General features: G+C 55.5%; 21 protein-coding genes. 14 read left to right on the top strand and 7 right to left on the bottom strand.

Going from position 1 to position 23,696, the window contains the following annotated elements:
• Positions 1-10 precede the first annotated feature (10 nt).
• Positions 11-1,162, bottom strand: a complete 1,152-nt coding sequence (locus HV157_RS11960) for a Gfo/Idh/MocA family oxidoreductase (protein WP_182268143.1) — start codon at positions 1,160-1,162, stop codon at positions 11-13.
• A gap of 193 nt (positions 1,163-1,355) precedes the next feature.
• Here HV157_RS11960 and HV157_RS11955 point away from each other — a divergent pair, with 193 nt between their 5' ends.
• Positions 1,356-2,414 (top strand): LacI family DNA-binding transcriptional regulator, encoded by a 1,059-nt coding sequence (locus tag HV157_RS11955; protein ID WP_014168356.1) that lies wholly within the window; start codon positions 1,356-1,358, stop codon positions 2,412-2,414.
• Here the strand turns inward: HV157_RS11955 and msrA are convergent, their stop codons facing one another.
• A complete protein-coding gene (msrA, locus tag HV157_RS11950) occupies positions 2,415-3,056 on the bottom strand; it encodes a peptide-methionine (S)-S-oxide reductase MsrA (protein ID WP_182268145.1) in 642 nt (213 codons plus the stop codon).
• 225 nt (positions 3,057-3,281) lie between these two features.
• On the opposite strand from msrA, the gene tamA reads away from it, so the two are divergent.
• Genes tamA through HV157_RS11935 form a run of 3 tightly spaced genes read left to right on the top strand, consistent with a single transcriptional unit; the run spans position 3,282 to position 9,135 of the window.
• Positions 3,282-5,015 carry an autotransporter assembly complex protein TamA gene (gene tamA, locus HV157_RS11945; RefSeq protein ID WP_020882918.1) on the top strand — a complete coding sequence of 578 codons (1,734 nt, stop codon included), beginning with the start codon at positions 3,282-3,284 and terminating at the stop codon, positions 5,013-5,015.
• Complete coding sequence (gene tamB, locus HV157_RS11940) at positions 5,012-8,788, top strand: autotransporter assembly complex protein TamB (RefSeq protein WP_182268146.1); 3,777 nt, start codon at positions 5,012-5,014, stop codon at positions 8,786-8,788. Before tamA ends, tamB begins: the two co-directional genes overlap by 4 nt.
• A 2-nt stretch (positions 8,789-8,790) precedes the next feature.
• Complete coding sequence (locus HV157_RS11935; protein WP_014168360.1) at positions 8,791-9,135, top strand: gamma-glutamylcyclotransferase; 345 nt, start codon at positions 8,791-8,793, stop codon at positions 9,133-9,135.
• A gap of 42 nt (positions 9,136-9,177) precedes the next feature.
• Here HV157_RS11935 and HV157_RS11930 read toward each other — a convergent pair whose 3' ends face one another.
• Both HV157_RS11930 and ppa read right to left on the bottom strand, forming a co-directional pair.
• On the bottom strand, positions 9,178-9,501 hold the full coding sequence (locus HV157_RS11930; RefSeq protein ID WP_249420771.1) for a hypothetical protein: 324 nt from the start codon (positions 9,499-9,501) through the stop codon (positions 9,178-9,180).
• Positions 9,502-9,983: 482 nt separating this feature from the next.
• Positions 9,984-10,514 (bottom strand): inorganic diphosphatase, encoded by a 531-nt coding sequence (gene ppa / locus HV157_RS11925; RefSeq protein ID WP_020882913.1) that lies wholly within the window; start codon positions 10,512-10,514, stop codon positions 9,984-9,986.
• A 309-nt stretch (positions 10,515-10,823) separates the two neighbouring features.
• Between ppa and ytfQ the strand changes: the two genes are divergently transcribed.
• From ytfQ to HV157_RS11900, 5 genes are all read left to right on the top strand, one after another.
• Complete coding sequence (gene ytfQ / locus HV157_RS11920; protein ID WP_182268147.1) at positions 10,824-11,780, top strand: galactofuranose ABC transporter, galactofuranose-binding protein YtfQ; 957 nt, start codon at positions 10,824-10,826, stop codon at positions 11,778-11,780.
• A 124-nt stretch (positions 11,781-11,904) separates the two neighbouring features.
• Positions 11,905-13,407: a galactofuranose ABC transporter, ATP-binding protein YtfR gene (gene ytfR / locus HV157_RS11915; protein ID WP_078774349.1), complete on the top strand. Its 1,503-nt coding sequence runs from the start codon at positions 11,905-11,907 to the stop codon at positions 13,405-13,407.
• A 10-nt stretch (positions 13,408-13,417) separates the two neighbouring features.
• The gene (ytfT, locus tag HV157_RS11910; RefSeq protein WP_025205793.1) at positions 13,418-14,443 is read left to right on the top strand and encodes a galactofuranose ABC transporter, ATP-binding protein YtfT; all 1,026 of its coding nucleotides are present in this window, start codon (positions 13,418-13,420) and stop codon (positions 14,441-14,443) included.
• A complete protein-coding gene (yjfF, locus tag HV157_RS11905) occupies positions 14,430-15,431 on the top strand; it encodes a galactofuranose ABC transporter, permease protein YjfF (protein WP_020882909.1) in 1,002 nt (333 codons plus the stop codon). The genes ytfT and yjfF overlap by 14 nt, the downstream gene beginning before the upstream one ends.
• A 93-nt stretch (positions 15,432-15,524) precedes the next feature.
• On the top strand, positions 15,525-17,096 hold the full coding sequence (locus HV157_RS11900; protein ID WP_182268148.1) for a methyl-accepting chemotaxis protein: 1,572 nt from the start codon (positions 15,525-15,527) through the stop codon (positions 17,094-17,096).
• Here the strand turns inward: HV157_RS11900 and HV157_RS11895 are convergent.
• Positions 17,068-17,424 (bottom strand): LysR family transcriptional regulator, encoded by a 357-nt coding sequence (locus HV157_RS11895; protein ID WP_025205788.1) that lies wholly within the window; start codon positions 17,422-17,424, stop codon positions 17,068-17,070. The genes HV157_RS11900 and HV157_RS11895 overlap by 29 nt on opposite strands.
• A gap of 148 nt (positions 17,425-17,572) precedes the next feature.
• The gene (gene fbp / locus HV157_RS11890) at positions 17,573-18,571 is read right to left on the bottom strand and encodes a class 1 fructose-bisphosphatase (protein ID WP_020882906.1); all 999 of its coding nucleotides are present in this window, start codon (positions 18,569-18,571) and stop codon (positions 17,573-17,575) included.
• A 197-nt stretch (positions 18,572-18,768) separates the two neighbouring features.
• Between fbp and mpl the strand changes: the two genes are divergently transcribed.
• Positions 18,769-20,145, top strand: coding sequence for a UDP-N-acetylmuramate:L-alanyl-gamma-D-glutamyl-meso-diaminopimelate ligase (gene mpl / locus HV157_RS11885; protein WP_025205787.1), 1,377 nt, complete (start codon positions 18,769-18,771; stop codon positions 20,143-20,145).
• Positions 20,146-20,237: 92 nt separating this feature from the next.
• On the opposite strand, the gene yjgA is transcribed toward mpl, so the two are convergent.
• Entirely contained in the window at positions 20,238-20,789 is a 552-nt protein-coding gene (gene yjgA, locus HV157_RS11880) for a ribosome biogenesis factor YjgA (RefSeq protein ID WP_014168373.1), read from the bottom strand.
• Positions 20,790-20,884: 95 nt separating this feature from the next.
• Between yjgA and pmbA the strand changes: the two genes are divergently transcribed.
• From pmbA to HV157_RS11860, 4 genes are all read left to right on the top strand, one after another.
• Complete coding sequence (gene pmbA, locus HV157_RS11875) at positions 20,885-22,237, top strand: metalloprotease PmbA (RefSeq protein ID WP_020882904.1); 1,353 nt, start codon at positions 20,885-20,887, stop codon at positions 22,235-22,237.
• Between the two features lie 41 nt (positions 22,238-22,278).
• Positions 22,279-22,665 (top strand): cytochrome b562, encoded by a 387-nt coding sequence (cybC, locus tag HV157_RS11870; RefSeq protein WP_014168375.1) that lies wholly within the window; start codon positions 22,279-22,281, stop codon positions 22,663-22,665.
• A gap of 318 nt (positions 22,666-22,983) precedes the next feature.
• Positions 22,984-23,322 (top strand): glycine dehydrogenase, encoded by a 339-nt coding sequence (locus tag HV157_RS11865; RefSeq protein WP_182268149.1) that lies wholly within the window; start codon positions 22,984-22,986, stop codon positions 23,320-23,322.
• Positions 23,323-23,332: 10 nt separating this feature from the next.
• Positions 23,333-23,695: an SFCGS family glycine-rich protein gene (locus tag HV157_RS11860; RefSeq protein WP_003830384.1), complete on the top strand. Its 363-nt coding sequence runs from the start codon at positions 23,333-23,335 to the stop codon at positions 23,693-23,695.
• The last annotated feature ends 1 nt before the right edge of the window (position 23,696 follow it).

Raw genomic sequence — 23,696 nt, 5'->3', positions numbered from 1 at the left:
GTCTCCGGAGTTACCAGGTGCCTGAGGCATCAAGCGTCACGTTTATGGCCTCTTTAGCAACAGAGGTGCTGATGCGTTGCTGGAGCAGGCGCAAGTAATGTTTCTCGTTGATCGGCAGTTCGACCCAGTCGTCAGTCCAGGTGGAAAGATGCATGGCATTGGAGAGCGTCAGGCCGTGGATCCCGTCCAGGCCCGGTGCAATCAGCGGTTCACCGCGCAGGATGGCGGCGCAGAAGTTTGCGGTAATGACATGATGTTCGCTGCATTCGGCGGCGACAGGAATGTCGACCTCCCAGCATTCAGGCTCCCCAAAACCGTTTTGCCAGCGGGCGTTAAAGTCGGTTTCGGACTCACGTAGCCGCCAGTAGCGAAGCCGCCCCTCTTCGACGACCACTTTGCCGCGATCCCCGACGATCTCCAGGCGATTTGTCCCCGGCGTTTCTGCCACGGTAGTGATAAATACACCGGTAGCCCCATTGGCATACTCGGCATAGGCGGTGACCTCGTCTTCCACTTCAATGTCACGATGTTTGCCGAACTGGCAAAACGCGCGCAGGCGGACCGGCATGCCCACCAGCCACTGCCAGAGATCGAGCTGATGCGGATCCTGGTTGAGCAACACGCCGCCGCCTTCTCCTTTCCAGGTCGCGCGCCAGCCGCCGGAGTTGTAGTAGCTCTGCGAGCGGTACCAGTTGGTGATTATCCAGTTAGAACGGCGGATCTCGCCCAGCTCACCGCTGTCGATAAGATCCTTAACCTTCCGGTAGAGCGGGTTTGGTCGCTGGTTGTACATGATGCCAAACACCACGTCGCACTCGCGCGCGCAGGCGTTCATCTCCTGCACCTGCGCCGTATAAACGCCTGCCGGTTTTTCACACAGGGTATGAATGCCGTTACGCATTGCCAGCATCGACAGGCGCGGATGTTCGTAATGGGGCGTGGCGACAATCACCGCGTCGATAAGCCCGCTCTGGATCATCTCCTGGGCATCACTGAACAGGGGAATGGCCCCCACCAGCTGGCGAATGGCCGGGTGTTTTTCCGGTGCATTGTCACAAACTGCCGTCAGGCAGGCGTCATTGACCGTACCCGCGAGTAAATAACGTGCGTGGACCGTACCGATATTACCTATACCAATAATGCCAAAACGTACCTTCTCCATGTCACACCTTAATTTCAGTTGAAAAGAAGTGATGACCGGAAAATAGGAAAGGCGAGGCGTAGCGACAATGTGTTTTTGTGAGAATACTCGCAAGGTGAATAAGTAATCTCCAGGCTTTCTGAAATTTGGTTTTAAAATCAAAAGGCTGTTTCTGCAAATATTTGCAAAAACTGATTGAGAGCGAGGTCACACTATGCCGGGCAGGTTAAAAATGGAGGAGATCGCGGCCCTCACGGGATATTCCGTTAGCACGGTGTCGAGGGTATTAAGCGGCAAGTCATATACCAGCGATAAAGCCCGGGATGCAATCGTTCGCACCGCACGAGAGCTGGGCGTGCTGGAGTCCATGGCCAGTGGACGGCTGTTGATTAACGGTATTGCCGTTTTTGCTCCGGAAAGAACCTTTCAGGGGCGCGGCGATATTTTTTATCTTGAGGTGACCAAAGGGATTGCTGAGGCCTGCTCGCCACACAATGTGTGGGTCAGCTGTTGCGGATTAGAAGAACAACACGCCGATGTAAAATTATTTATGGAAAAGGCCAGCCAGAAGAACATCAACGCGATAATTATTATTGGTACTGATGATGCCACCATATTTAAACTGGCCAGCACGCTCAATAAACCCTGCGTCTTAATTAATTCCGTGGACCGGGAGCGGGTACTGGATTCGGTATCACCCGATCACCGGGCGATTGGCTTCACCGCCATGCAGTATCTCTTTGAACAGGGGCATCGGCGGGTCCTGACGCTGACCTGCCTTCGGCGAGATACGCTTTACGCTCGTCTGGATGGCATTAAAGAGGCGTATCGCCATTTTCACGTCGCCTTTGAGCCGCAGCGTGATTTACTCGTGACGGAGTGGTTTACCGCAGACGAAGCCGAGCGGGCGCTGGATGAGTGGCTGCTGAGTCATGACAGAGCGCAGTGGCCTGAGGTGATTTTCCCGAACAGCACCAGCATGACCGAAGGTGTGGTGAGGGCATTAACCCGCCACGGGCTGCGCGTCCCGGAAGACATCTCTCTGATTACCACCGATTTTGCCTGGAATTTAGCGCACCGGCTGGAAAAACCGGTCACGGGGGTCACGGTGCCCTGTCGCGAACTGGGGATTGAGGCCGTGCACCTGTTGCAGACCCGCCTTAACAGGCCGCAGGCACCGGTTTTTAACCTGCTGTTGCAGGGAAAAGTCATGAATTATGGGTCGGTCAGTAATGCCACGCGCCACGCGGCTCGCGTGGCGCTAGACCAGTAATCAGGCCAGCTGTGGCGGCAGGCAGATGCCAATACCCCCGATACCGCAGTAGCCGTACGGGTTTTTATGCAGGTACTGCTGGTGGTCGTCTTCCGCATAGTAGAACGGTTTGGCAGAGGCGATTTCCGTGGTGACCTCGCGATTGTCACCGGCATCGTGCATCGCTTTCTGGAAGCGCTCAAGGCTTGCGCGGGCGGCCGTCTCCTGCTCAGGAGTGAGAGGGTAGATAGCCGAGCGGTACTGGGTGCCGTGGTCGTTACCCTGACGCATGCCCTGGGCCGGGTCGTGGTTTTCCCAGAACACCTGCAGAAGTTGCTCATAGCTAATGACGGCAGGGTCATACACCACGCGTACGGCTTCGGCATGACCGGTCTCGCCAGAGCACACTTCGCGGTAGGTTGGGTTTGGCGTATACCCCCCCGTGTAACCCGCCGCGGTGCTGTAAACGCCGGGGAGTTGCCAGAAGAGACGTTCTACGCCCCAGAAGCAGCCCATGGCGAACAGGGCGATTTCCATTCCATCAGGAACGTTTGTCATTGAATGGCCATTCACGGCGTGTAAGGTCGCCACAGGCATAGGGGTGTTGCGTCCCGGTAATGCATCAGCTTGTGAAACAAGATGCTTTTTGTCGAATAAACTCACGATGGGGGCCTCCCGGGCTGCGATGTTTCGGTTAAGGTTGTCACGAAGCGTTTAATTGAACACAATAAATGCGCTGAATGAGTCTAGATTTAATCATAAGAAATATTTGGGTGTTACACCCGTTTTCAACCCGTGATGTGGGTTTTTGGCTAACAGGCCGTATTTTGCCGCGGAGCGGCACTTCATTTGCTTCCAGGGTGGAAAAAGGGATATTCAGGAGAAAACGTGACAAAAATCCGCCAGTTATGTTTGGTCAGTTTATTGCTGACAAGCGGGGTTGCCAGCGCGGCGAATGTCCGTTTGCAGGTTGAGGGGTTATCCGGGGCGCTGGAAAAAAACGTGCGTGCGCAGCTGTCGACCATCGAGAGCGACGAAGTGACGCCGGACCGGCGTTTTCGCGCGCGCGTGGATGATGCGATCCGCGAAGGGCTGAAAGCGCTGGGTTATTACGAACCCACCATTGATTTCGATCTCCGTCCGCCGCCAAAGAAGGGGCGACAGGTGCTTATTGCCCGCGTTTCACCGGGTGAGCCGGTGTTGATCGGCGGCACTAACGTCATTCTGCGCGGCGGCGCGCGTACGGACCGGGATTACCTGGATCTGCTCAGCACGCGGCCGAAAAACGGTACCGTGCTGAACCACGGTGACTACGACCATTTCAAAAAAGAGCTGACGAGCGTCTCCCTGCGTAAGGGTTATTTTGACAGCCAGTTCGACAAAAGCCAGCTGGGCATTGCGCTCGACAGGCACCAGGCCTTCTGGGATATCGATTATGACAGCGGCGAACGTTATCGTTTCGGCGATGTGACCTTCGAAGGCTCACAAATTCGTGAAGAGTATCTGCAAAACCTCGTGCCTTTCAAAAAGGGCGATTACTACCAGTCGCGTGATCTGGCGGAGCTGAACCGCCGCCTCTCCGCCACCGGGTGGTTTAACTCGGTGGTTGTCGCGCCGGAGTTTGATAAATCGCGCAAAACCAAGGTGTTGCCGCTGCATGGCGTTGTTTCGCCGCGCACCGAGAACACCATTGAGACCGGTGTTGGTTATTCGACCGACGTCGGTCCGCGCGTGAAAGCCACATGGAAAAAGCCGTGGATGAACTCATACGGTCACAGCCTGACCACCAGCGCCAGTATCTCAGCGCCGGAACAGCAGCTCGATTTCAGCTACAAAATGCCGCTGCTGAAAAACCCGCTTGAACAGTATTACCTTGTTCAGGGCGGTTTTAAGCGTACCGACCTGAACGATACCGAGGCAGATTCCACCACGCTTGCGGTATCGCGATACTGGGACCTCTCCAGCGGCTGGCAGCGCGCCATTAACCTGCGCTGGAGTCTGGACCACTTTACCCAGGCCAACGTCACCAACACCACCATGCTGCTCTACCCGGGGGTGATGATCAGCCGTACCCGCTCGCGCGGCGGCCTGATGCCAACCTGGGGCGATTCCCAGCGTTACTCCATCGATTACTCCAACACCATGTGGGGTTCCGATGTGGATTTCTCGGTGATTCAGGCGCAAAACGTCTGGATCCGCACGCTGTATGACAAACACCGCTTCGTGATGCGCGGCAACCTCGGCTGGATTGAAACCGGCGACTTCGACAAAGTTCCGCCGGATCTGCGCTTCTTCGCCGGTGGCGACCGCAGTATTCGCGGTTACAAATACAAATCCATCGCGCCGAAAGATGATGACGGCAAGCTGATTGGTGCCTCCAAGCTGGCTACCGGCTCGCTGGAGTACCAGTACAACGTCAGCGGAAAATGGTGGGGCGCGATGTTTGTCGACGGCGGCGAAGCGGTAAGCGATATCCGCCGCAGCGACTTTAAAACCGGCGCGGGCGTGGGCGTACGCTGGCAGTCTCCCGTCGGGCCAATCAAGCTCGATTTCGCCGTGCCGGTGGGTGATAAAGAAGAACACGGTTTACAGTTTTACATCGGTCTGGGGCCTGAATTATGAGTTTATGGAAGAAGATAAGCCTCGGGGTGCTGATTTTTATCGTACTGCTGCTCGGTACGGTGGCGTTTCTGGTCGGAACGACGTCTGGCCTGCATCTGCTGTTTAACGCGGCTAACCGCTGGGTTCCCGGGCTGGAAATTGGCCAGGTGACAGGCGGCTGGCGCGATCTGCGTCTGAAAAACATCCGCTACGAGCAGCCTGGCGTGGCGGTAAACGCGGGGGAATTTCACCTCGCGGTGAAGCTGGGCTGCCTGCGGGACAGCAAGCTGTGCGTTAACGATCTGTCGCTGAAAGACGTGAACGTGGCGATAGATTCGAAGAAAATGCCGAAATCGGCACCCGTTGAGGAAGAGGATAGCGGCCCGCTGAATCTCTCCACACCGTATCCGATTGCCCTCTATCGGGTGGCGCTGGATAACGTCAATGTCAAAATCGACGACACCACCGTCTCCGTCATGGATTTCACCTCCGGCCTGCGCTGGCAGGAGAAAAACCTCACCCTGACGCCAACCTCCCTTCAGGGGCTGCTGATCGCGCTGCCGAAAGTGGCGGACGTGGCGCAGGAAGAAATTGTCGAACCGAAGATCCAGAACCCGCAGCCGGAAGAGAAACCGCTGGGCGAAACGCTGAAAGATCTCTTCTCTAAACCTGTGCTGCCGGAGATGACGGACGTTCATCTGCCGCTGAACCTGAATATCGAAGAGTTTAAAGGCGAGCAGCTGCGTCTCACCGGCGATACCGATCTGACGGTCTTCAACATGCTGCTTAAAGTCAGCAGCATCGACGGCAACATGAAACTCGACGCGCTGGATATCGACACCAACCAGGGCTCGGTTAACGCGTCAGGGAATGCCCTGCTGCGCGACAACTGGCCGGTGGATATCACCCTGAACAGTTCGCTCAACATCGACCCGCTGAAAGGCGAAAAAGTGAAGGTCAAAGTGGGCGGGGCGCTGCGCGATAAACTGGATGTCGGCGTTAACCTCTCCGGCCCGGTGGATATGGATCTGCGCGCGCAAACGCAGCTGGCGGAAGCGGGGCTGCCGCTCAACCTTGAAGTTGTCAGTAAGCAGCTCTACTGGCCGTTCACCGGCGAAAAACAGTTCCAGGCCGATGACCTGAAGCTCAAGCTGAGCGGCAAAATGACCGATTACACCCTGTCATTCCGCGCGGGGGTGAAGGGGCAAGGTGTTCCGCCTGCGACGATTACGCTGGATGCTAAAGGCAACGAGCAGCAGGTGAATCTCGACAAACTGACCGTCGCGGCACTGGAAGGCAAAACGGAACTCACCGCGCTGCTCGACTGGCAGCAGGCGATCAGCTGGCGTGGCGAGCTGAAGCTGACGGGGATCAACACGGCCAAAGAGGTGCCGGACTGGCCGTCAAAACTGGACGGCCTGATCAAAACCCGCGGCAGCCTGTATGGCGGTACGTGGCAGATGGACGTGCCGGAAATCAAGCTTACCGGTAACGTGAAGCAGAATAAGGTCAACGTTGAAGGCTCGCTGAAGGGCAACAGCTATCTGCAGTGGGCGATCCCGGGTCTGCACGTGGCGCTGGGCCGTAACACGGCGGATATCAAAGGCGAGCTGGGGGTGAAAGATCTTAATCTGGATGCCACCATTGATGCACCAAATCTGGATAACGCCCTGCCAGGGCTGGGCGGCACGGCGAAAGGGTTAGTGAAGGTGCGCGGCACGGTAGAGGCTCCGCAGCTGCTGGCCGATATCACCGCCAGCAACCTGCGCTGGCAGGCGCTGACCGTTGCGCGGGTTCGCGTCGAAGGGGATGTGAAATCCACCGATCAGATTGGCGGTAACCTGAACCTGCGCGTGGAGCGCATTTCTCAGCCCGACGTGAACATTAATCTGGTCACTCTGGATGCCAAAGGTAACGAAAAACAGCACGATCTCCAGCTTAAGGTGCAGGGCGAGCCGGTATCCGGTCAGCTTCATCTGACCGGAAGCTTTGATCGCAAACAGGCGCGCTGGAAAGGGACGCTGGACAATACCCGCTTCAACACCCCGGTAGGGCCGCTGGCGCTGTCCCGTTCTATCGCGCTGGACTACCGCAACGCCGAACAAAAGATCAGTATCGGACCGCACTGCTGGACCAACCCGAATGCGGAACTGTGCGTGCCGCAGACCATTGATGCGGGGGCTGAAGGGCGTGCGCAGATCAACCTTAATCGCTTCGACCTGGCGATGCTAAAACCGTTTATGCCGGAGACGACTCAGGCCAGCGGCGTCTTTAGCGGGAAAGCCGATGTCGCGTGGGACACAACCAAAGAGGGGCTGCCGCAGGGTAGCGTGACGCTCTCCGGTCGTAACGTGAAGGTGATACAGGAGGTAAACGACGCACCGCTGCCGGTGGCGTTTGATACCCTCAACCTGAGTGCCGATCTGCATAACAACCGCGCGGAGCTGGGGTGGCTTATCCGTCTGACCAATAATGGTCAGTTTGACGGGCAGGTGCAGATTACCGATCCGCAAGGACGCCGTAATCTCGCCGGTAACGTTAATATCCGCAACTTCAACCTGGCGATGGCCAACCCGATTTTCTCACGTGGAGAAAAAGCGGAGGGGATGCTCAGCGCGAACCTGCGCCTGGCGGGCAATGCGCAAAGCCCGCAGCTGTTTGGCCAGATGCAGCTTAACGGCGTGGATATCGACGGCAACTTTATGCCGTTTGATATGCAGCCAAGCCAGATTGCGATGAACTTCAATGGGATGAGCTCGACCCTCGCCGGGGTGGTGCGTACCCAGCAGGGGCAAATCAACCTCAGCGGCGATGCCGACTGGAGCCAGCTTGATAACTGGCGGGCCCGTGTTGCGGCCAAAGGCAGCAAGGTGCGGATCACCGTACCGCCGATGGTACGTCTGGACGTATCCCCGGATATTGTCTTTGAAGCCACCCCAAGCCTCTTCACGCTGGACGGCAACGTGGACGTACCGTGGGCACGCATCGTGGTGCACGAGGTGCCTGAGAGCGCGGTGGGCGTCTCCAGTGACGAAGTCATGCTCAATGAAAATCTCAAACCCGTTGAGCAGAAGAGCGCCGGTATTCCGATCAACAGTAATCTCACCGTTCACGTCGGCAATAACGTGCGTCTGGATGCGTTTGGGCTGAAGGCGAGACTGACGGGGGATCTGAAAGTCGCGCAGGACAAACAGGGACTGGGTCTGAACGGCCAGATCAATATTCCTGAAGGGCGCTTCCATGCCTATGGTCAGGATCTGATTGTGCGTAAAGGTGAGCTGCTGTTCTCCGGCCCACCGGATCAGCCACTGCTCAATATCGAAGCGATTCGTAACCCGGAAGCCACCGAAAACGACGTTATTGCGGGTGTTCGCGTTACCGGCTCTGCTGATGAGCCGAAGGCGGAGATCTTCTCCGACCCGGCAATGTCGCAACAGGAAGCCCTGTCTTACCTGCTGCGTGGGCAAGGACTGGAGAGCGGCCAGAGCGACAGTGCAGCGATGACCTCGATGTTAGTGGGTCTGGGGGTTGCACAAAGTGGGCAGGTTGTGGGTAAAATCGGCGAGACGTTCGGCGTAAGCAATCTGGCACTGGACACTCAGGGCGTGGGTGACTCCTCGCAAGTGGTGGTCAGTGGCTATGTACTGCCGGGTCTGCAGGTAAAATATGGCGTGGGGATCTTTGACTCACTGGCAACACTCACGTTACGCTATCGCCTTATGCCTAAGCTATATCTGGAAGCAGTGTCCGGCGTAGACCAGGCACTTGATCTGCTCTATCAGTTTGAGTTTTAGCAATGCGAATATTTGTCTACGGCAGTTTACGAACCAAGCAAGGCAACAGTCACTGGATGACCAATGCCCTGCTGCTGGGGAATTACAATATCGAGAACTACCAGTTGTATAGCCTGGGCCACTATCCAGGCGCGGTTCCTGGGGAAGGAACAGTACAGGGTGAAGTTTATCGTATTGATAATGCTACTCTTGCCGAACTTGATGCCTTGCGCACCAGGGGCGGTGAATACGCTCGCCAGTTGATCCAGACGCCGTATGGAAGTGCGTGGATGTACGTCTACCAGCGTCCGGTCGAGGGGTTAAAGCGGATTGTAAGCGGTAACTGGTTAGACAGAGACCAGTACTGAAAAAAACAACGCCACCGTCAGGTGGCGTTGTTTTTTATGGGGTTAGCTCTCTTCTGTGCTTCGGCGTCGGGTCAAAAACAGCGGAACAAAAAGCATGATGTACGGAGCAACCAGCCATATCAGACACAGGGCGCGTGAAAAGCCGTAGTAGTTGATGCACCGCGTATTGCTTGAAATGACGGGAATAAAAAACAGTAAAAACAGCAAAATGGCATAATCGCTACGGTAGGGGATCCATAAATAAAACAAAAACCAGGCGAGCTGGAATGTCATGATGCAGAGATACTGCCATTTGCTGTCTTTACCGTAACAGTCAAACGCCTTTATGTAGCCCATCTTTATGCTGTGAAGAAAGAAACGTAGCATGTAAAACGCCCACAATCGCGACGGTCAGGAGTGTGCTGACCAGCAACTCAATTAAAAAATAGCTATGGGTGATATTAGTAGCACCTGAGCTCAGGGTATGCCGTTTACTCTACCCGCTGTACATTGCAACAAAAAGGGTAGACACACCTGTCTTCATACAGCCCTGAAGCAGACACGAAACGGGCATATTCGTCGGTAATTGTTTTAACGCAGCGTGTAGGGCAAATGCAGGCTATTAATAGCGTTAGATGATATCAAAGACCTATCTCGGTAAATATCAGGTCATCACTCTCATAATACCCTGCAAGCTCTTCAAACAGGTCGGCTCTGCCGGGGTCAAAAACCTGGGGTCACAAGCTCATATATTCTGCTGGTTCCTTGAGATGTTACCCGCTATACCGTATTTAGCGTGCCAGTGTCGCGTCAGACGCAAAGCATAAAAAAGCCCCGACTCGCGGGGCCTTATTATTCAGGGGTAAGAATTACTTCTTCGCAGCGCGTTCGAAAGAGGAGATGATTTCCGCTTTCGCTGCTTCTGCGTTTTCCCAGCCGTCAACTTTAACCCACTTGCCTTTTTCGAGGTCTTTGTAGTGCTCGAAGAAGTGAGTGATCTGCGCTTTCAGCAGTTCTGGCAGGTCGTTCACATCTTTGATGTGATCGTACTCTTTGCTCAGTTTGGTGTGCGGAACAGCAACCAGTTTCGCATCTTCACCAGATTCGTCGGTCATTTTCAGCACGCCAACAGGACGGCAGCGAATGACTGCGCCTGGCTGCAGTGGGTATGGCGTTGGAACCAGTACGTCAACCGGGTCACCGTCCAGAGACAGGGTGTGGTTGATGTAACCGTAGTTGCATGGGTAGAACATGGCGGTAGACATGAAACGGTCTACAAACAGCGCACCGCTCTCTTTGTCCACTTCGTATTTGATAGGATCTGCGTTAGCCGGGATTTCGATAACTACGTAGATGTCTTCTGGCAGTTCTTTACCCGCAGGGACGTTGAGTAAGCTCATGTCTGTGTCCTTTAAAATGGATGGTAAACAAGTGGCAGGTATTATAGCCAACTGGCGCTGAATGTCTCCGCCTGTTTTCGTCTTCTCTCCACGTTCTCCCCACTTTTCAGACCGATTCCATGACAGGAAAATCCATAAACTCAGCCGCTTTTTTAATGGTGAAATGAAAGCGATTACAAACTTGTGATTAACGTTTTATTCACTTTTCTGAAGTGTGATGTAACGCAATTCGTTACATATTTCATTGGCTATAGTCATTTCGCAGAACATCTTTTAACCAACAATAAACACCCCTACGAGGACGTTCATATGTGGAAGCGCTTACTTCTTGTCACAGCAGTTTCGGCAGCCATGTCGTCTATGGCGATGGCCGCCCCTTTAACCGTAGGTTTTTCCCAGGTCGGCTCTGAATCCGGCTGGCGAGCGGCAGAAACCAACGTTGAGAAAAGCGAGGCCCAGAAACGCGGTATCACCCTGAAAATCGCCGATGCGCAGCAAAAACAGGAAAACCAGATCAAAGCCGTGCGGTCATTTATCGCCCAGGGCGTTGATGCCATCTTTATTGCGCCGGTCGTGGCCACTGGCTGGGAGCCGGTCCTGAAGGAAGCGAAAGACGCTGAGATCCCGGTTGTTTTGCTCGATCGTTCCATTGATGTAAAAGACAAATCTCTCTATATGACCACCGTCACCGCCAACAACGTTCTCGAGGGCCAATTAATTGGTGACTGGCTGGTGAAACAGGTGGATGGCAAGCCGTGTAACGTCGTTGAGTTGCAGGGGACCGTCGGGGCGAGCGTGGCCATCGATCGTAAGAAAGGCTTCGCGGAAGCCATCGCCAAAGCGTCAAACATTAAGATTATCCGCTCTCAGTCCGGCGACTTTACCCGCAGTAAAGGTAAAGAGGTCATGGAGAGCTTTATCAAAGCTGAAAACAACGGCAAGAACATTTGCATGGTTTACGCCCACAACGATGACATGGTGATCGGGGCTATCCAGGCCATCAAAGAAGCGGGGCTGAAGCCGGGCAAAGATATCCTCACGGGCTCTATCGATGGCGTGCCGGATATCTATAAAGCGATGATGGACGGCGAAGCGAACGCCAGCGTGGAGCTGACGCCAAACATGGCTGGCCCGGCATTCGATGCGCTGGAGAAATTCAAGAAAGACGGCACCCTGCCTGAAAAAGTGACGATAACCAAATCGACGCTCTACCTGCCTGACACTGCGAAAGAAGAGTTAGAGAAGAAGAAAAATATGGGCTACTAAGGCCTTTTCCCTCGCCCCTTACCCCACTCCTCTCCCCTGAGGGGAGAGGGTGTACAAGGGCGGGTAGACTGGCATGAACATTTCCCTCTCCCCAACCGGGAGAGGGCGAGGGTGAGGGGGAAACATGACCGACACACAACACCAGGAAATCCTCCGCACAGAGGGCTTAAGCAAGTTTTTCCCCGGTGTAAAAGCGCTGGATAACGTTGATTTTAGCCTGCGACGCGGTGAGATTATGGCGCTGCTGGGAGAGAATGGTGCAGGCAAATCGACGCTGATTAAGGCACTTACCGGCGTTTACCATGCCGATCGCGGCACAATCTGGCTAGAAGGCAACGCCATTTCGCCAAAAAACACCGCCCATGCACAACAGCTGGGGATTGGGACGGTTTACCAGGAAGTGAACCTGCTGCCGAATATGTCGGTGGCGGATAACCTGTTTATCGGCCGTGAGCCAAGACGCTTCGGCCTGCTGCGACGCAAAGAGATGGAAGCGCGAGCCACCAGGCTGATGGAATCCTATGGCTTCTCCCTGGACGTTCGCGAACCGCTGAACCGTTTTTCCGTCGCGATGCAGCAAATTGTCGCGATTTGCCGGGCGATCGATCTCTCCGCGAAAGTGCTGATCCTTGATGAGCCTACCGCGAGCCTTGATACCCAGGAAGTTGAAATGCTCTTTACCCTGATGCGCCAGCTGCGCGATCAGGGGGTAAGCCTGATCTTCGTCACCCACTTCCTCGATCAGGTGTATGAGGTCAGCGATCGCATCACGGTGCTGCGCAACGGCAGCTTTGTCGGCTGCCGCGAAACCCGCGAGCTGCCGCAGATAGAACTGGTCAAAATGATGCTGGGCCGCGAGCTGGAAACCAACGCGCTTCAGCGCGCAGGCCGCACGCTGCTCAGCGAGAAACCGGTCGCGGCCTTCAGCAATTTTGGCAAAAAAGGGGTGATCTCACCCTTTAATCTGGACGTGCGGCCCGGTGAAATTGTCGGGCTGGCGGGCCTGCTGGGTTCCGGGCGCACCGAAACCGCCGAGGTGATCTTCGGGATCAAACCTGCGGACAGCGGCAGCGCGCTGATCAAAGGTAAACCGCAGACCCTGCGATCGCCGCATCAGGCCTCCTGCCTGGGCGTGGGCTTCTGCCCGGAAGACAGGAAAACCGATGGCATAATTGCCGCCGCCTCGGTGCGGGAAAATATCATTCTGGCTCTGCAGGCGCAGCGCGGATGGCTACGCCCCATCCCGCGGAAAGAACAAAACGCCATTGCCGAGCGATTTATCCGTCAGCTCGGTATACGTACGCCGAGCGCTGAACAGCCCATTGAATTTCTCTCCGGTGGCAACCAGCAGAAGGTATTGCTGTCACGCTGGCTGCTGACTAAACCCCAGTTCCTGATCCTCGATGAACCGACGCGCGGTATCGACGTTGGGGCGCACGCCGAAATTATCCGGCTTATCGAAACGCTGTGTGCAGACGGTCTGGCGCTGCTGGTTATCTCATCCGAGCTGGAAGAGCTGGTGGGGTATGCCGATCGCGTCATCATCATGCGCGATCGTAAGCAGGTGGCAGAGATCCCGCTGGATAAACTGTCCGTTCCGGCAATCATGAATGCCATCGCGGCGTAAGGAGTTAATCGTGATGCCCCGTTCGCTTCCGCAAACCGGTGCAACCAGGCGCCGCTTCACCTGGCCTACCGGCACGCCGCAAATTATCGCGTTGCTGCTGGTGCTGCTGATCGATAGCCTGGTCGCCCCGCATTTCTTTCAGATTATCGTGCAGGATGGCCGGCTGTTTGGCAGTCCGATAGACATTTTAAACCGTGCCGCCCCGGTGGCGCTTCTGGCCATTGGTATGACGCTGGTGATCGCCACCGGCGGGATTGACCTCTCCGTCGGTGCGGTGATGGCCATCGCCGGCGCCACGGCAGCGTCCATGACCGTCGCCGGGCACAGCCTGCCGGTAGTGCTGCTGGCTGCATTAGGTACCGGCGTGCTGGCCGGACTGTGGAACGGCATTCTGGTGGCGGTCCTGAAAATTCAGCCGTTTGTCGCCACTCTCATCCTGATGGTGGCCGGACGCGGTGTGGCACAGCTTATCACCTCGGGTCAGATTGTGACCTTCAACTCCCCCGGCCTGGCATGGCTTGGCAGCGGTAAGCTGTTCTTCTTCCCGACGCCGATCGTTATTGCGCTGGTCACATTAGTCGTGTTCTGGCTCTTTACCCGTAAAACGGCGCTGGGCATGTTCATTGAAGCGGTCGGAATTAACATCCGTGCGGCGCGAAACGCCGGGGTTAATACGCGGCTGATGGTCATGCTGACCTACGTGCTGAGCGGCATTTGCGCCGCCATTGCCGGGGTGATCGTCGCGGCGGACATCCGTGGTGCGGATGCCAACAACGCCGGGTTATGGCTGGAGCTGGATGCGATCCTGGCGGTGGTCATCGGTGGCGGATCGCTGATGGGCGGGCGGTTTAATCTGCTGCTCTCGGTGATTGGTGCGCTGATTATTCAGGGTATGAATACCGGGATCCTGCTCTCCGGTTTTCAGCCGGAACTCAACCAGGTGGTGAAAGCGGTGGTCGTGCTCTGCGTGCTGATCGTCCAGTCGCCGCGCTTTGTCAGCATCATTAAAGGGATCCGTGGCCATGATAAAACGTAATTTACCGTTAATGATCACCCTGGGCGTGTTTGTGCTGGGTTATCTCTACTGCCTGACGCAATTCCCGGGCTTTGCCTCTACCCGGGTGATTTGCAACATTCTGACGGATAACGCCTTTTTAGGCATTATCGCCGTTGGCATGACCTTTGTGATCCTCTCCGGTGGGATCGATCTCTCGGTTGGGTCGGTGATCGCTTTCACGGGCGTATTCCTCGCAAAAGCGATCGGTTTCTGGGGGATCTCGCCGCTGCTGGCTTTCCCGCTGGTGCTGGTGATGGGCTGCGCGTTTGGCGCCTTTATGGGGCTTTTGATCGACGCGCTGAAAATCCCGGCCTTTATTATCACCCTCGCCGGCATGTTCTTCCTGCGCGGCGTGAGCTACCTGGTCTCGGAAGAATCGATTCCGATTAACCATCCTGTCTACGACACGCTCTCCAGCCTGGCGTGGAAAATCCCCGGGGGCGGTCGTCTGAGCGCGATGGGGTTGCTGATGCTGGGCGTGGTGGTGGTGGGGATCTTCCTTGCCCACCGTACCCGGTTTGGTAATCAGGTCTATGCCATTGGCGGCAGCGCCACCTCGGCAAACCTGATGGGGATCTCCACCCGCAGCACCACAATCCGCATCTATATGCTCTCGACCGGACTGGCGACGCTGGCGGGTATCGTCTTCTCGATTTATACCCAGGCGGGTTATGCCCTGGCAGGCGTCGGGGTGGAGCTTGATGCCATCGCCTCGGTGGTGATTGGCGGCACGTTGCTCAGCGGCGGCGTTGGCACGGTGCTGGGGACGCTGTTCGGCGTGGCGATCCAGGGACTGATCCAGACCTATATCAACTTTGACGGCACGCTCAGTTCATGGTGGACCAAGATCGCCATTGGCATTCTGTTGTTTATTTTTATCGCCCTGCAGCGCGGCCTGACTGTGCTCTGGGAGAACCGACAAAGCTCGCCTGTTACCCGTGTAAACACTTCAGTAACAGAGCCATAACACGCTGAATTTGCTTAAAGTCTAAACATTTTCCGGTAGCGGCCGATACTCTTTTTTTATGCCCAGAAATATCTCGCTACCGGAAATAATATCATGCTTAAAACGCTATCGATTCGTACCGGCTTGCTCTCTTTACTGGCCGTTATGACCCTTCTGCTGCTGCTTGTCAGCGGCATTGGCATTTATGCCCTCACACAGAGTTCTTCTTCACTCCAGCGCATCAACCACCTTCAGGGTGAGCAGATGGTGCAGCTTAATTCTGGCTATACCCTGATCCTGCGCGCGCGTAATGAAGCGGGTCAGGCGGTCCGGATGATGGAAATCGGCATGCTGGATGACGCGGCCAAATCGGTGAAAAACATCAATCAGGAGATTGCCCAGGCCCGTAAAACGCTGAAAGGCGTGATCGACGGCGGGGTGGCGGATGAGCAGGGACAAAAACTGCTGGATAAGGTGGCCGCGAGCCTGGCGACCTATAACCAGCAGGGGATCGACCCGATGCTGAAAGCCCTGAACGATCAGAGCGCAGACAGCTATTACGATCTGCTGGAGAACACGCTGATCCCGGTGGCGGCGCAGTTTGATAATGATATGCAGGTCTTTCAGAAATGGAGCGAAGCGCGCGGGAAAGCGGAAGTGAAGGCCGTGCAGTCGAGCAAAAACCGGGTACTGACCCTGATCGTGGTGGCCGCGCTGCTGACGGCTGGCATTATTGTGCTGGCGTGGCTGGTACTGCGTCACATGCTGCTCAAACCGCTTTCGGCCTCCATTGCTCAGCTGGAGAACGTGGCGGCGGGCGATTTAACCCACTCGCTGAATGACCCGGCAAGCCAGGAGTTTAACCGCCTGAACGCGGCCATTGAGGGGATGCGGCAGTCTCTGATGAACTCGGTTTTACGGGTACGTGATGCCAGCTCGCAAATTGATACCGGTAGCCGCGAGTTGACGGCGGGGAACATGGATCTTGCCCAGCGCACGGAATCCACCGCGACATCGCTTGAGCAGACGGCCGCCAGCATGGAAGAGATCACCGCCACGGTGAAACTCAATGCAGACAACGCCGAGCAGGCGCACCAGCTGGCGAAATCCGTGTCTGACACCGCCGATCACGGCAGCGAAATGGTCTGCTACGTCATTGAAAAAATGCGTGATATCGCCGGCAGTTCGGCACGCATCGCCGATATTCTGAGCGTCATTGACGGCATTGCCTTCCAGACCAATATTCTGGCGCTGAACGCCTCGGTGGAAGCGGCGCGCGCGGGTGAGCAGGGGCGCGGGTTTGCCGTTGTCGCCGGTGAAGTGCGAAACCTCGCCAGCCGCAGCGCTGACGCAGCAAAAGAGATCCGTTCGCTTATCAGTGATTCTCAGACCCATGTAAACGAAGGCAGCGAGCTGGCGCAGCAGGCTGGCGAAACGATGGATGAGATCGCAACAGAAGTACTGCGCATGACCAAACTGATGCGCGAGATTGCGACCGCGTCCCAGGAGCAGAGTCGCGGCATTGAGCAGGTGAATATTGCCGTGAATCAGATGGACGAAACCGCGCAGCAGAATGCGGCGCTGGTCCAGCAATCTTCTGCCGCGACGCGCTCGCTGGAAGAGCAATCGCGTCAGCTGATGGACGCCATGGCATCATTTAAACTGACGGCTCAGACAGCGGCATAATATTTTCCCGCCCCGGCGCATTCTGTGTCGGGGTTTTATGTGTCGCTGAATTTAATGCGCCAATATTATCGTGAATATCGCCCATTAATATTTCCAGAGACTGGGTTAATGCTAATGCATTTTCAGTCGGCTCAAGATATAACCCTTTGCGGAAAAATAGCGGCTCGTCAAACAGCTGATTAAAGCGTTTTAATGCCAGACTCACCGCGGGGCGCGACATCTCCAGACGTACAGAGGCTTTTGCCATACTGCCGCAACGGACCACTTCAATAAAAACAGGGATAAGATTTAAATCAATGCCGGTATTAGCACGGGAATAATTTTTCATGACGATTAGGCTCCAGGAAATATTTGTCAAACTGTTATGGAAATAATGCAGGAGCAAAACCGAATATTAAAGCGTGTTTTTTATAAACACTTATACGGTAAAATATATAAATGAAGCGGGGAGCCTGAAGGGCTCCCCGTGTTATGGATTATGCGTCCGGATACTCACGGATAAAACGTTCAACGTCATCAACCATATGGGTGTTGCCGACAAAGAACGAACGACGCTGGTGCAGGCTTTCCGGCACGATGTCCAGAATACGCTCTTTACCGTCGCTCGCCTTGCCGCCAGCCTGTTCGGCCAGGAACGCCATTGGGTTGCATTCATACAGCAGACGCAGCTTGCCGTCAGGGTGGCTTGCCGTGCTTGGGTAGAGGTAGATACCGCCTTTCAGCAGGTTGCGGTGGAAGTCAGCAACCAGCGAGCCGATATAGCGGGACGTGTACGGGCGCTGAGTGGCTTTATCTTCTTCCTGGCAGAACTTGATGTATTTCTTCACGCCGTTCGGGAATCGGATGTAGTTGCCTTCGTTGATGGAGTAGGTGTTGCCCTTCTCCGGGAAGCGCATACGTTCCTGGCTCAGGCAGAAAACGCCCAGCGAGGGATCGTAAGTAAAGGCGTGAACGCCGCAGCCCGTGGTGTACACCAGCATGGTGGAGGAGCCATAAACGACGTAACCGGCCGCCACCTGGTTACTGCCCGGCTGCAGGAAATCTTCCTCTGTCACCGGCGTGCCAACAGGCGTGACGCGGCGGTAGATGGAGAAAATGGTACCGACAGAAACGTTAACGTCGATGTTAGAGGAACCGTCCAGCGGATCCATCAGCACAACGTATTTAGCGTGTTCACACCCTTCGAAAACGACAATTTCATCTTCTTCTTCGGAGGCGATACCCGCCACGATGTCGCGCGCGCGCAGTGCAGCTTTCAGTTTTTCATTTGCGAACAGATCGAGTTTCTGTTGAACCTCGCCCTGAACGTTCTCGGCACCGCTGGCACCCAGGATATCGACCAGACCGGCCTTGTTGATATCACGGTGGATGATCTTAGCGCCCAGCTTTATTGCCGACAGCAAAGCAGTGAGTTCACCCGTAGCATGAGAAAACTCGTGCTGCTTTTCGACAATAAATTCACCTAACGTTTTCATAACACTTTCCCTGCATCTTTGTGAGTAGAGCGATTGTATGTTCACTAAAACGACTAAAGCCCAACAATCTTAACAAACATTCAAATATTAGCGCAGAGGTGAATCGCGCCAGCAATATACGGATTTACCTGAAATGCGTTTCGCTGTCGCTGACATGTGAGTAAAATGTGCGCCACATTGAAGAAGGATAGTGACGTATGCGCATTCATATATTGGGGATTTGTGGCACTTTCATGGGCGGACTGGCAATGCTGGCGCGCTCTCTGGGCCATGAAGTGACAGGTTCGGACGCCAATGTGTATCCGCCGATGAGCACGCTTCTGGAGAAACAGGGCATCTCTCTGATTCAGGGATACGATGCCAGCCAGCTGGATCCTGAGCCGGATCTGGTGATCATTGGCAACGCCATGACCCGCGGTAATCCGTGCGTTGAGGCGGTTCTGGAACGCAACATTCCGTTCATGTCTGGCCCGCAGTGGCTGCATGATTTCGTGCTGCGCGACCGTTGGGTCGTTGCCGTAGCCGGAACGCATGGCAAAACCACGACCGCCGGAATGGCGACCTGGATCCTCGAAGCCTGTGGTTATAAGCCAGGTTTTGTGATCGGGGGTGTGCCGGGTAATTTCGATGTTTCTGCGCGTCTGGGTGACAGCCCGTTCTTCGTGATCGAAGCCGACGAGTATGACTGCGCGTTCTTCGACAAGCGCTCCAAGTTCGTGCACTACTGCCCGCGGACGCTGATCCTCAACAACCTTGAGTTCGATCACGCGGATATTTTTGACGACCTGAAAGCGATTCAGAAACAGTTCCACCATCTGGTGCGCATCGTTCCGGGTCAGGGCCGCATCATCCTGCCGGAAAACGACATCAACCTGAAGCAAACCCTGGCGATGGGATGCTGGAGCGAGCAGGAGCTGGTGGGCGAGCAGGGACACTGGCAGGCGAAAAAACTCAACGCGGATGCCTCTGAGTGGGAAGTGCTGCTCGACGGTGAGAAAGTGGGTGAGGTGAAGTGGGGCCTGGTGGGCGAGCACAACATGCACAACGGCCTGATGGCGATTGCCGCGGCACGTCATGTGGGCGTTCAGCCTGCGGATGCGGCGGATGCGTTAGGCTCGTTCATTAACGCCCGCCGTCGTCTGGAGCTGCGCGGTGAAGCCCACGGCGTCACGGTGTATGACGATTTTGCGCATCACCCGACCGCCATTCTGGCGACGCTTGCGGCCTTACGCGGCAAAGTCGGCGGGACCGCCCGCATTCTGGCCGTGCTGGAACCGCGTTCGAACACCATGAAAATGGGCATCTGCAAAGACGATCTTGCGCCATCCTTAGGGCGTGCCGATGAAGTCTTCCTGCTGCAGCCGCAGCATATTCCGTGGCAGGTGGCCGAAGTGGCCGATGCCTGCATTCAGCCTGCGCACTGGAGTGCGGATGTGGATGCGCTGGCGGATATGGTGGTGAAAGCCGCACAGCCTGGCGATCACATTCTGGTGATGAGCAACGGCGGTTTTGGTGGGATCCATCAGAAGCTGCTGGACGGTTTGGCGAAGAAAGCGCAGGCGGTCGCCGAGTAAAAAAAAGCCCGGTAGCGCTCACGCTTACCGGGCTTTTTCTCCCTCTCCCTGTGGGCGAGGGGCGGGGTTAAGGGCACTCAACGATGCTGTGCTTACTCTTCGTTTTCAGACAGCTCACGCAGATACTGGAAAATCAGGCGTGCAGACTTCGGCGGCTTGTTCGCTTCTTTCTCTTTCTGGGCATTGCGGATCAACGAACGCAGCTGCTGGCGATCGGCATCCGGCCACAGGTTCAGTACTTCCGGTACCGCATCATCACCTTGTTCAATCAGACGATCGCGGATCTGCTCAAGCTTATGGAACAGCGCAACCTGCTGGTTGTGGCGGTTTTTCAGTTTGTCCAGCGCCTGGCGGATCGGTTCAACGTCACGCTGACGCAGCATTTTACCGATAAGCTGAAGCTGACGGCGACGGCCTTCTTTCTTGATTTTCTGTGCCAGTTCAATGGCATCGCGCAGATCCTGGTCGAGCGGGAGTTTATCCAGCGCGTTTTTACCCAGTTCTACCATTTCCGCGCCAAGCTGTTTTAACTCTTCGGCGTCACGTTTAATTTCACTTTTACTGACCCAGATGATCTCATCATCTTCGTCTTCGATGTCATCACCGGGAACGTCGTCGAGCCAGTCTTCGGGCTGCTTAGTCATGTCAGGCTCCTTAAAAAAAGAGGCTAATGTTACCAGTTAAGACGCGCACTGAAAAACGGTTCTCTGTTAGACTTCAATTAACTCTCTCTTACAGTATGGCATTTGCGATGAAAGTAACCTCACAAGTTGAAGCGCAGCGTAAGATTCTGGAAGAAGCCGTCTCCACCGCGCTGACGCTCGCTTCAGGTAAATCAGATGGCGCCGAAGTGGCGGTAAGCAAAACCACCGGCATCAGCGTCAGCACCCGCTACGGCGAAGTGGAAAATGTAGAATTCAACAGCGATGGCGCCCTGGGGATCACGGTTTATCACCAGAATCGCAAAGGCAGCGCGTCATCGACCGATCTCAGCCCGGATGCCATTGCCCGTACGGTGCAGGCTGCGCTGGATATTGCGCGTTACACCTCGCCCGATCCTTACGCCGGCGTTGCCGACAAAGAGCTGCTGGCATTCGATGCCCCGGATCTCGATCTTTTCCACCCGGCGGAAGTGACGCCGGACGAAGCGATCGAACTGGCTGCCCGTGCCGAGCAGGCGTCTCTGAAGGCCGATAAACGCATCACCAATACCGAAGGCGGAAGTTTTAACAGCCACTACGGTATCAAAGTGTTTGGTAACAGCCACGGGATGCTGCAGGGCTACTGCTCAACGCGCCATTCGCTCTCCAGCTGCGTTATCGCTGAAGAGAACGGTGATATGGAGCGTGATTACGCCTACACCATCGGTCGCGCGCTGGGCGATTTGCAGTCACCTGAGTGGGTTGGCGCAGAATGCGCGCAGCGCACGCTGTCCCGTCTGTCGCCACGTAAACTCTCCACCATGAAAGCCCCGGTCATTTTTGCCAATGAAGTGGCGACCGGCCTGTTTGGCCACCTGGTGGGGGCGATTGCCGGGGGCTCCGTTTACCGTAAATCAACGTTCCTGCTTGACTCGCTGGGCAAGCAGATCCTGCCGGAATGGCTGACCATTGAAGAGCATCCGCACCTGCTGAAAGGGCTGGCCTCGACGCCGTTCGACAGCGAAGGTGTGCGCACCGAGCGCCGCGATATCATCAAAGACGGCATTCTGACGCAGTGGCTGCTGACCAACTACTCCGCGCGCAAGCTGGGGCTGAAAAGCACCGGTCACGCGGGCGGCATTCACAACTGGCGAATCGCGGGTCAGGGCCTGAGCTTTGAGCAGATGCTTAAAGAGATGGGCACCGGTCTGGTCGTCACCGAGTTAATGGGCCAGGGCGTAAGCGGCATTACCGGCGATTACTCGCGCGGCGCGGCGGGCTTCTGGGTTGAGAACGGTGAAATTCAGTATCCGGTAAGCGAAATTACCATCGCCGGCAACCTGAAAGACATGTGGCGCAATATTGTTACTGTCGGTAACGATATTGAAACACGTAGCAATATACAGTGTGGTTCAGTCCTCTTACCGGAGATGAAAATCGCCGGGCAGTAATACCCGTAAAGGCGTTTTAATAATAAAAAAGGAAGTGAGCAATGCGTAAACACCTGTTAGCGATCGTCGCAGCGTCAACGCTGGTTCTTGGTTCTTCTGCGTTTGCTGCCGATCTTGAAGACGACATGGGCATCCTCAGTGAAAACCTGAAGGTGGTGCAGAAAACGGACAATGCGGCGGAAATGAAAGGCGCATTGACCAAAATGCGTGAAGCGGCACTGGACGCACAGAAATCCACGCCGCCAAAGCTGGAAAATAAAGCGGCAGACAGCGCTGAGATGAAAGACTACCGCCACGGCTTTGACGTGCTGGTCGGTCAGATTGACGGTGCACTGAAGCTTGCCAACGAAGGCAAAGTGAAGGAAGCCCAGGCGGCAGCCGACCAGTTTGTGACCACGCGTAATACCTATCACAAAAAGTATCGTTAATTCTCGGTACGCGCTTTCCCCGTGCGGGGGCGGTTAATCGCCCCCGCATGTTTGCTTTCCGGGCATAAGAAAACCTTATCCACCTCACATATTTGCACGCCTGCCCATAATCTTTTTCGCTCCCACGCCCCCTTAATTGCCGTCAGATAGCGTGATATTCATCACGTAAATACAGTGATTTATCTATATTCAGCATATTTATGTGGCACAGATCACTGCCGGTGCTCGCCTTTCCACTTCGAAGTGGAAAACAACTCGCTACAAACAATTCCCCCCCAACGTTAGTTTTATTCCAGAGCCATTAACGGGGTAAGACGAGTGATTAACGGAGCGGTAATGAACGACGTTGGAGATCAGGCGGTGCAAACAGAGCAGCTCGCTAACACCATGCTGACGCAGGTGTATGCCCTGCTGGCCCGGCACAACATCATCCCCAACGCAGTACAGGAACAGATGCTCACCTCCCACGTTCGCGCGATGGCGCACCGGTCCGTGACCGGCGAGCCGCTGCCGGAGGTTGAAGCCGAGCTGTTCGACGAAATTTCTCCCGATTCAATGCGGCTTGCCCGTGAAGTGGTCGCGCAGTTTGGCAACCTTCCTGATGAAGAGGCCTGGCTGCTCTCCGTTCACTTCGAAGTCGCGAAAGACAACCTTTAAGGAGCAACACATGGAACAGATTACAGTCGTGATTGGCGATCGCCTGGGTAAAGGTCAGAAAGTGGCGGCAGGCGTTGAAAAAGCCGGTGGACGCGCGGTTGTCGTGCCGGGTGTGGCAGCAGACATGAAGCTCGGGGACGTGATGAAAGCGGAAAATGCCACCTTCGGCATCTCTTTCTGCGGCAGCGGCGGCGCGGGTGCCATCACCGCACAAACCAAATATGGCTACAAAGCCAAATACGGCATGCGTTCAGTGGATGAAGGCGTCACCGCCATCAATGAAGGCTGCAATGTGCTGGGCTTTGGCTTTATGGATAAAGAAGAGCTGGGCGAGCGTCTGGTTCAGGCGTGGCAGAAGAAACACGGCGCATAAG

The sequence above is a fragment of the Enterobacter sp. RHBSTW-00318 genome (assembly GCF_014101375.1).
In the GTDB taxonomy this organism is placed as follows: Bacteria; Pseudomonadota; Gammaproteobacteria; order Enterobacterales; family Enterobacteriaceae; genus Enterobacter; species Enterobacter ludwigii.
Note: the sequence above shows the minus strand (reverse complement) of the source record. Positions and strands in the feature narration are given on the sequence as shown.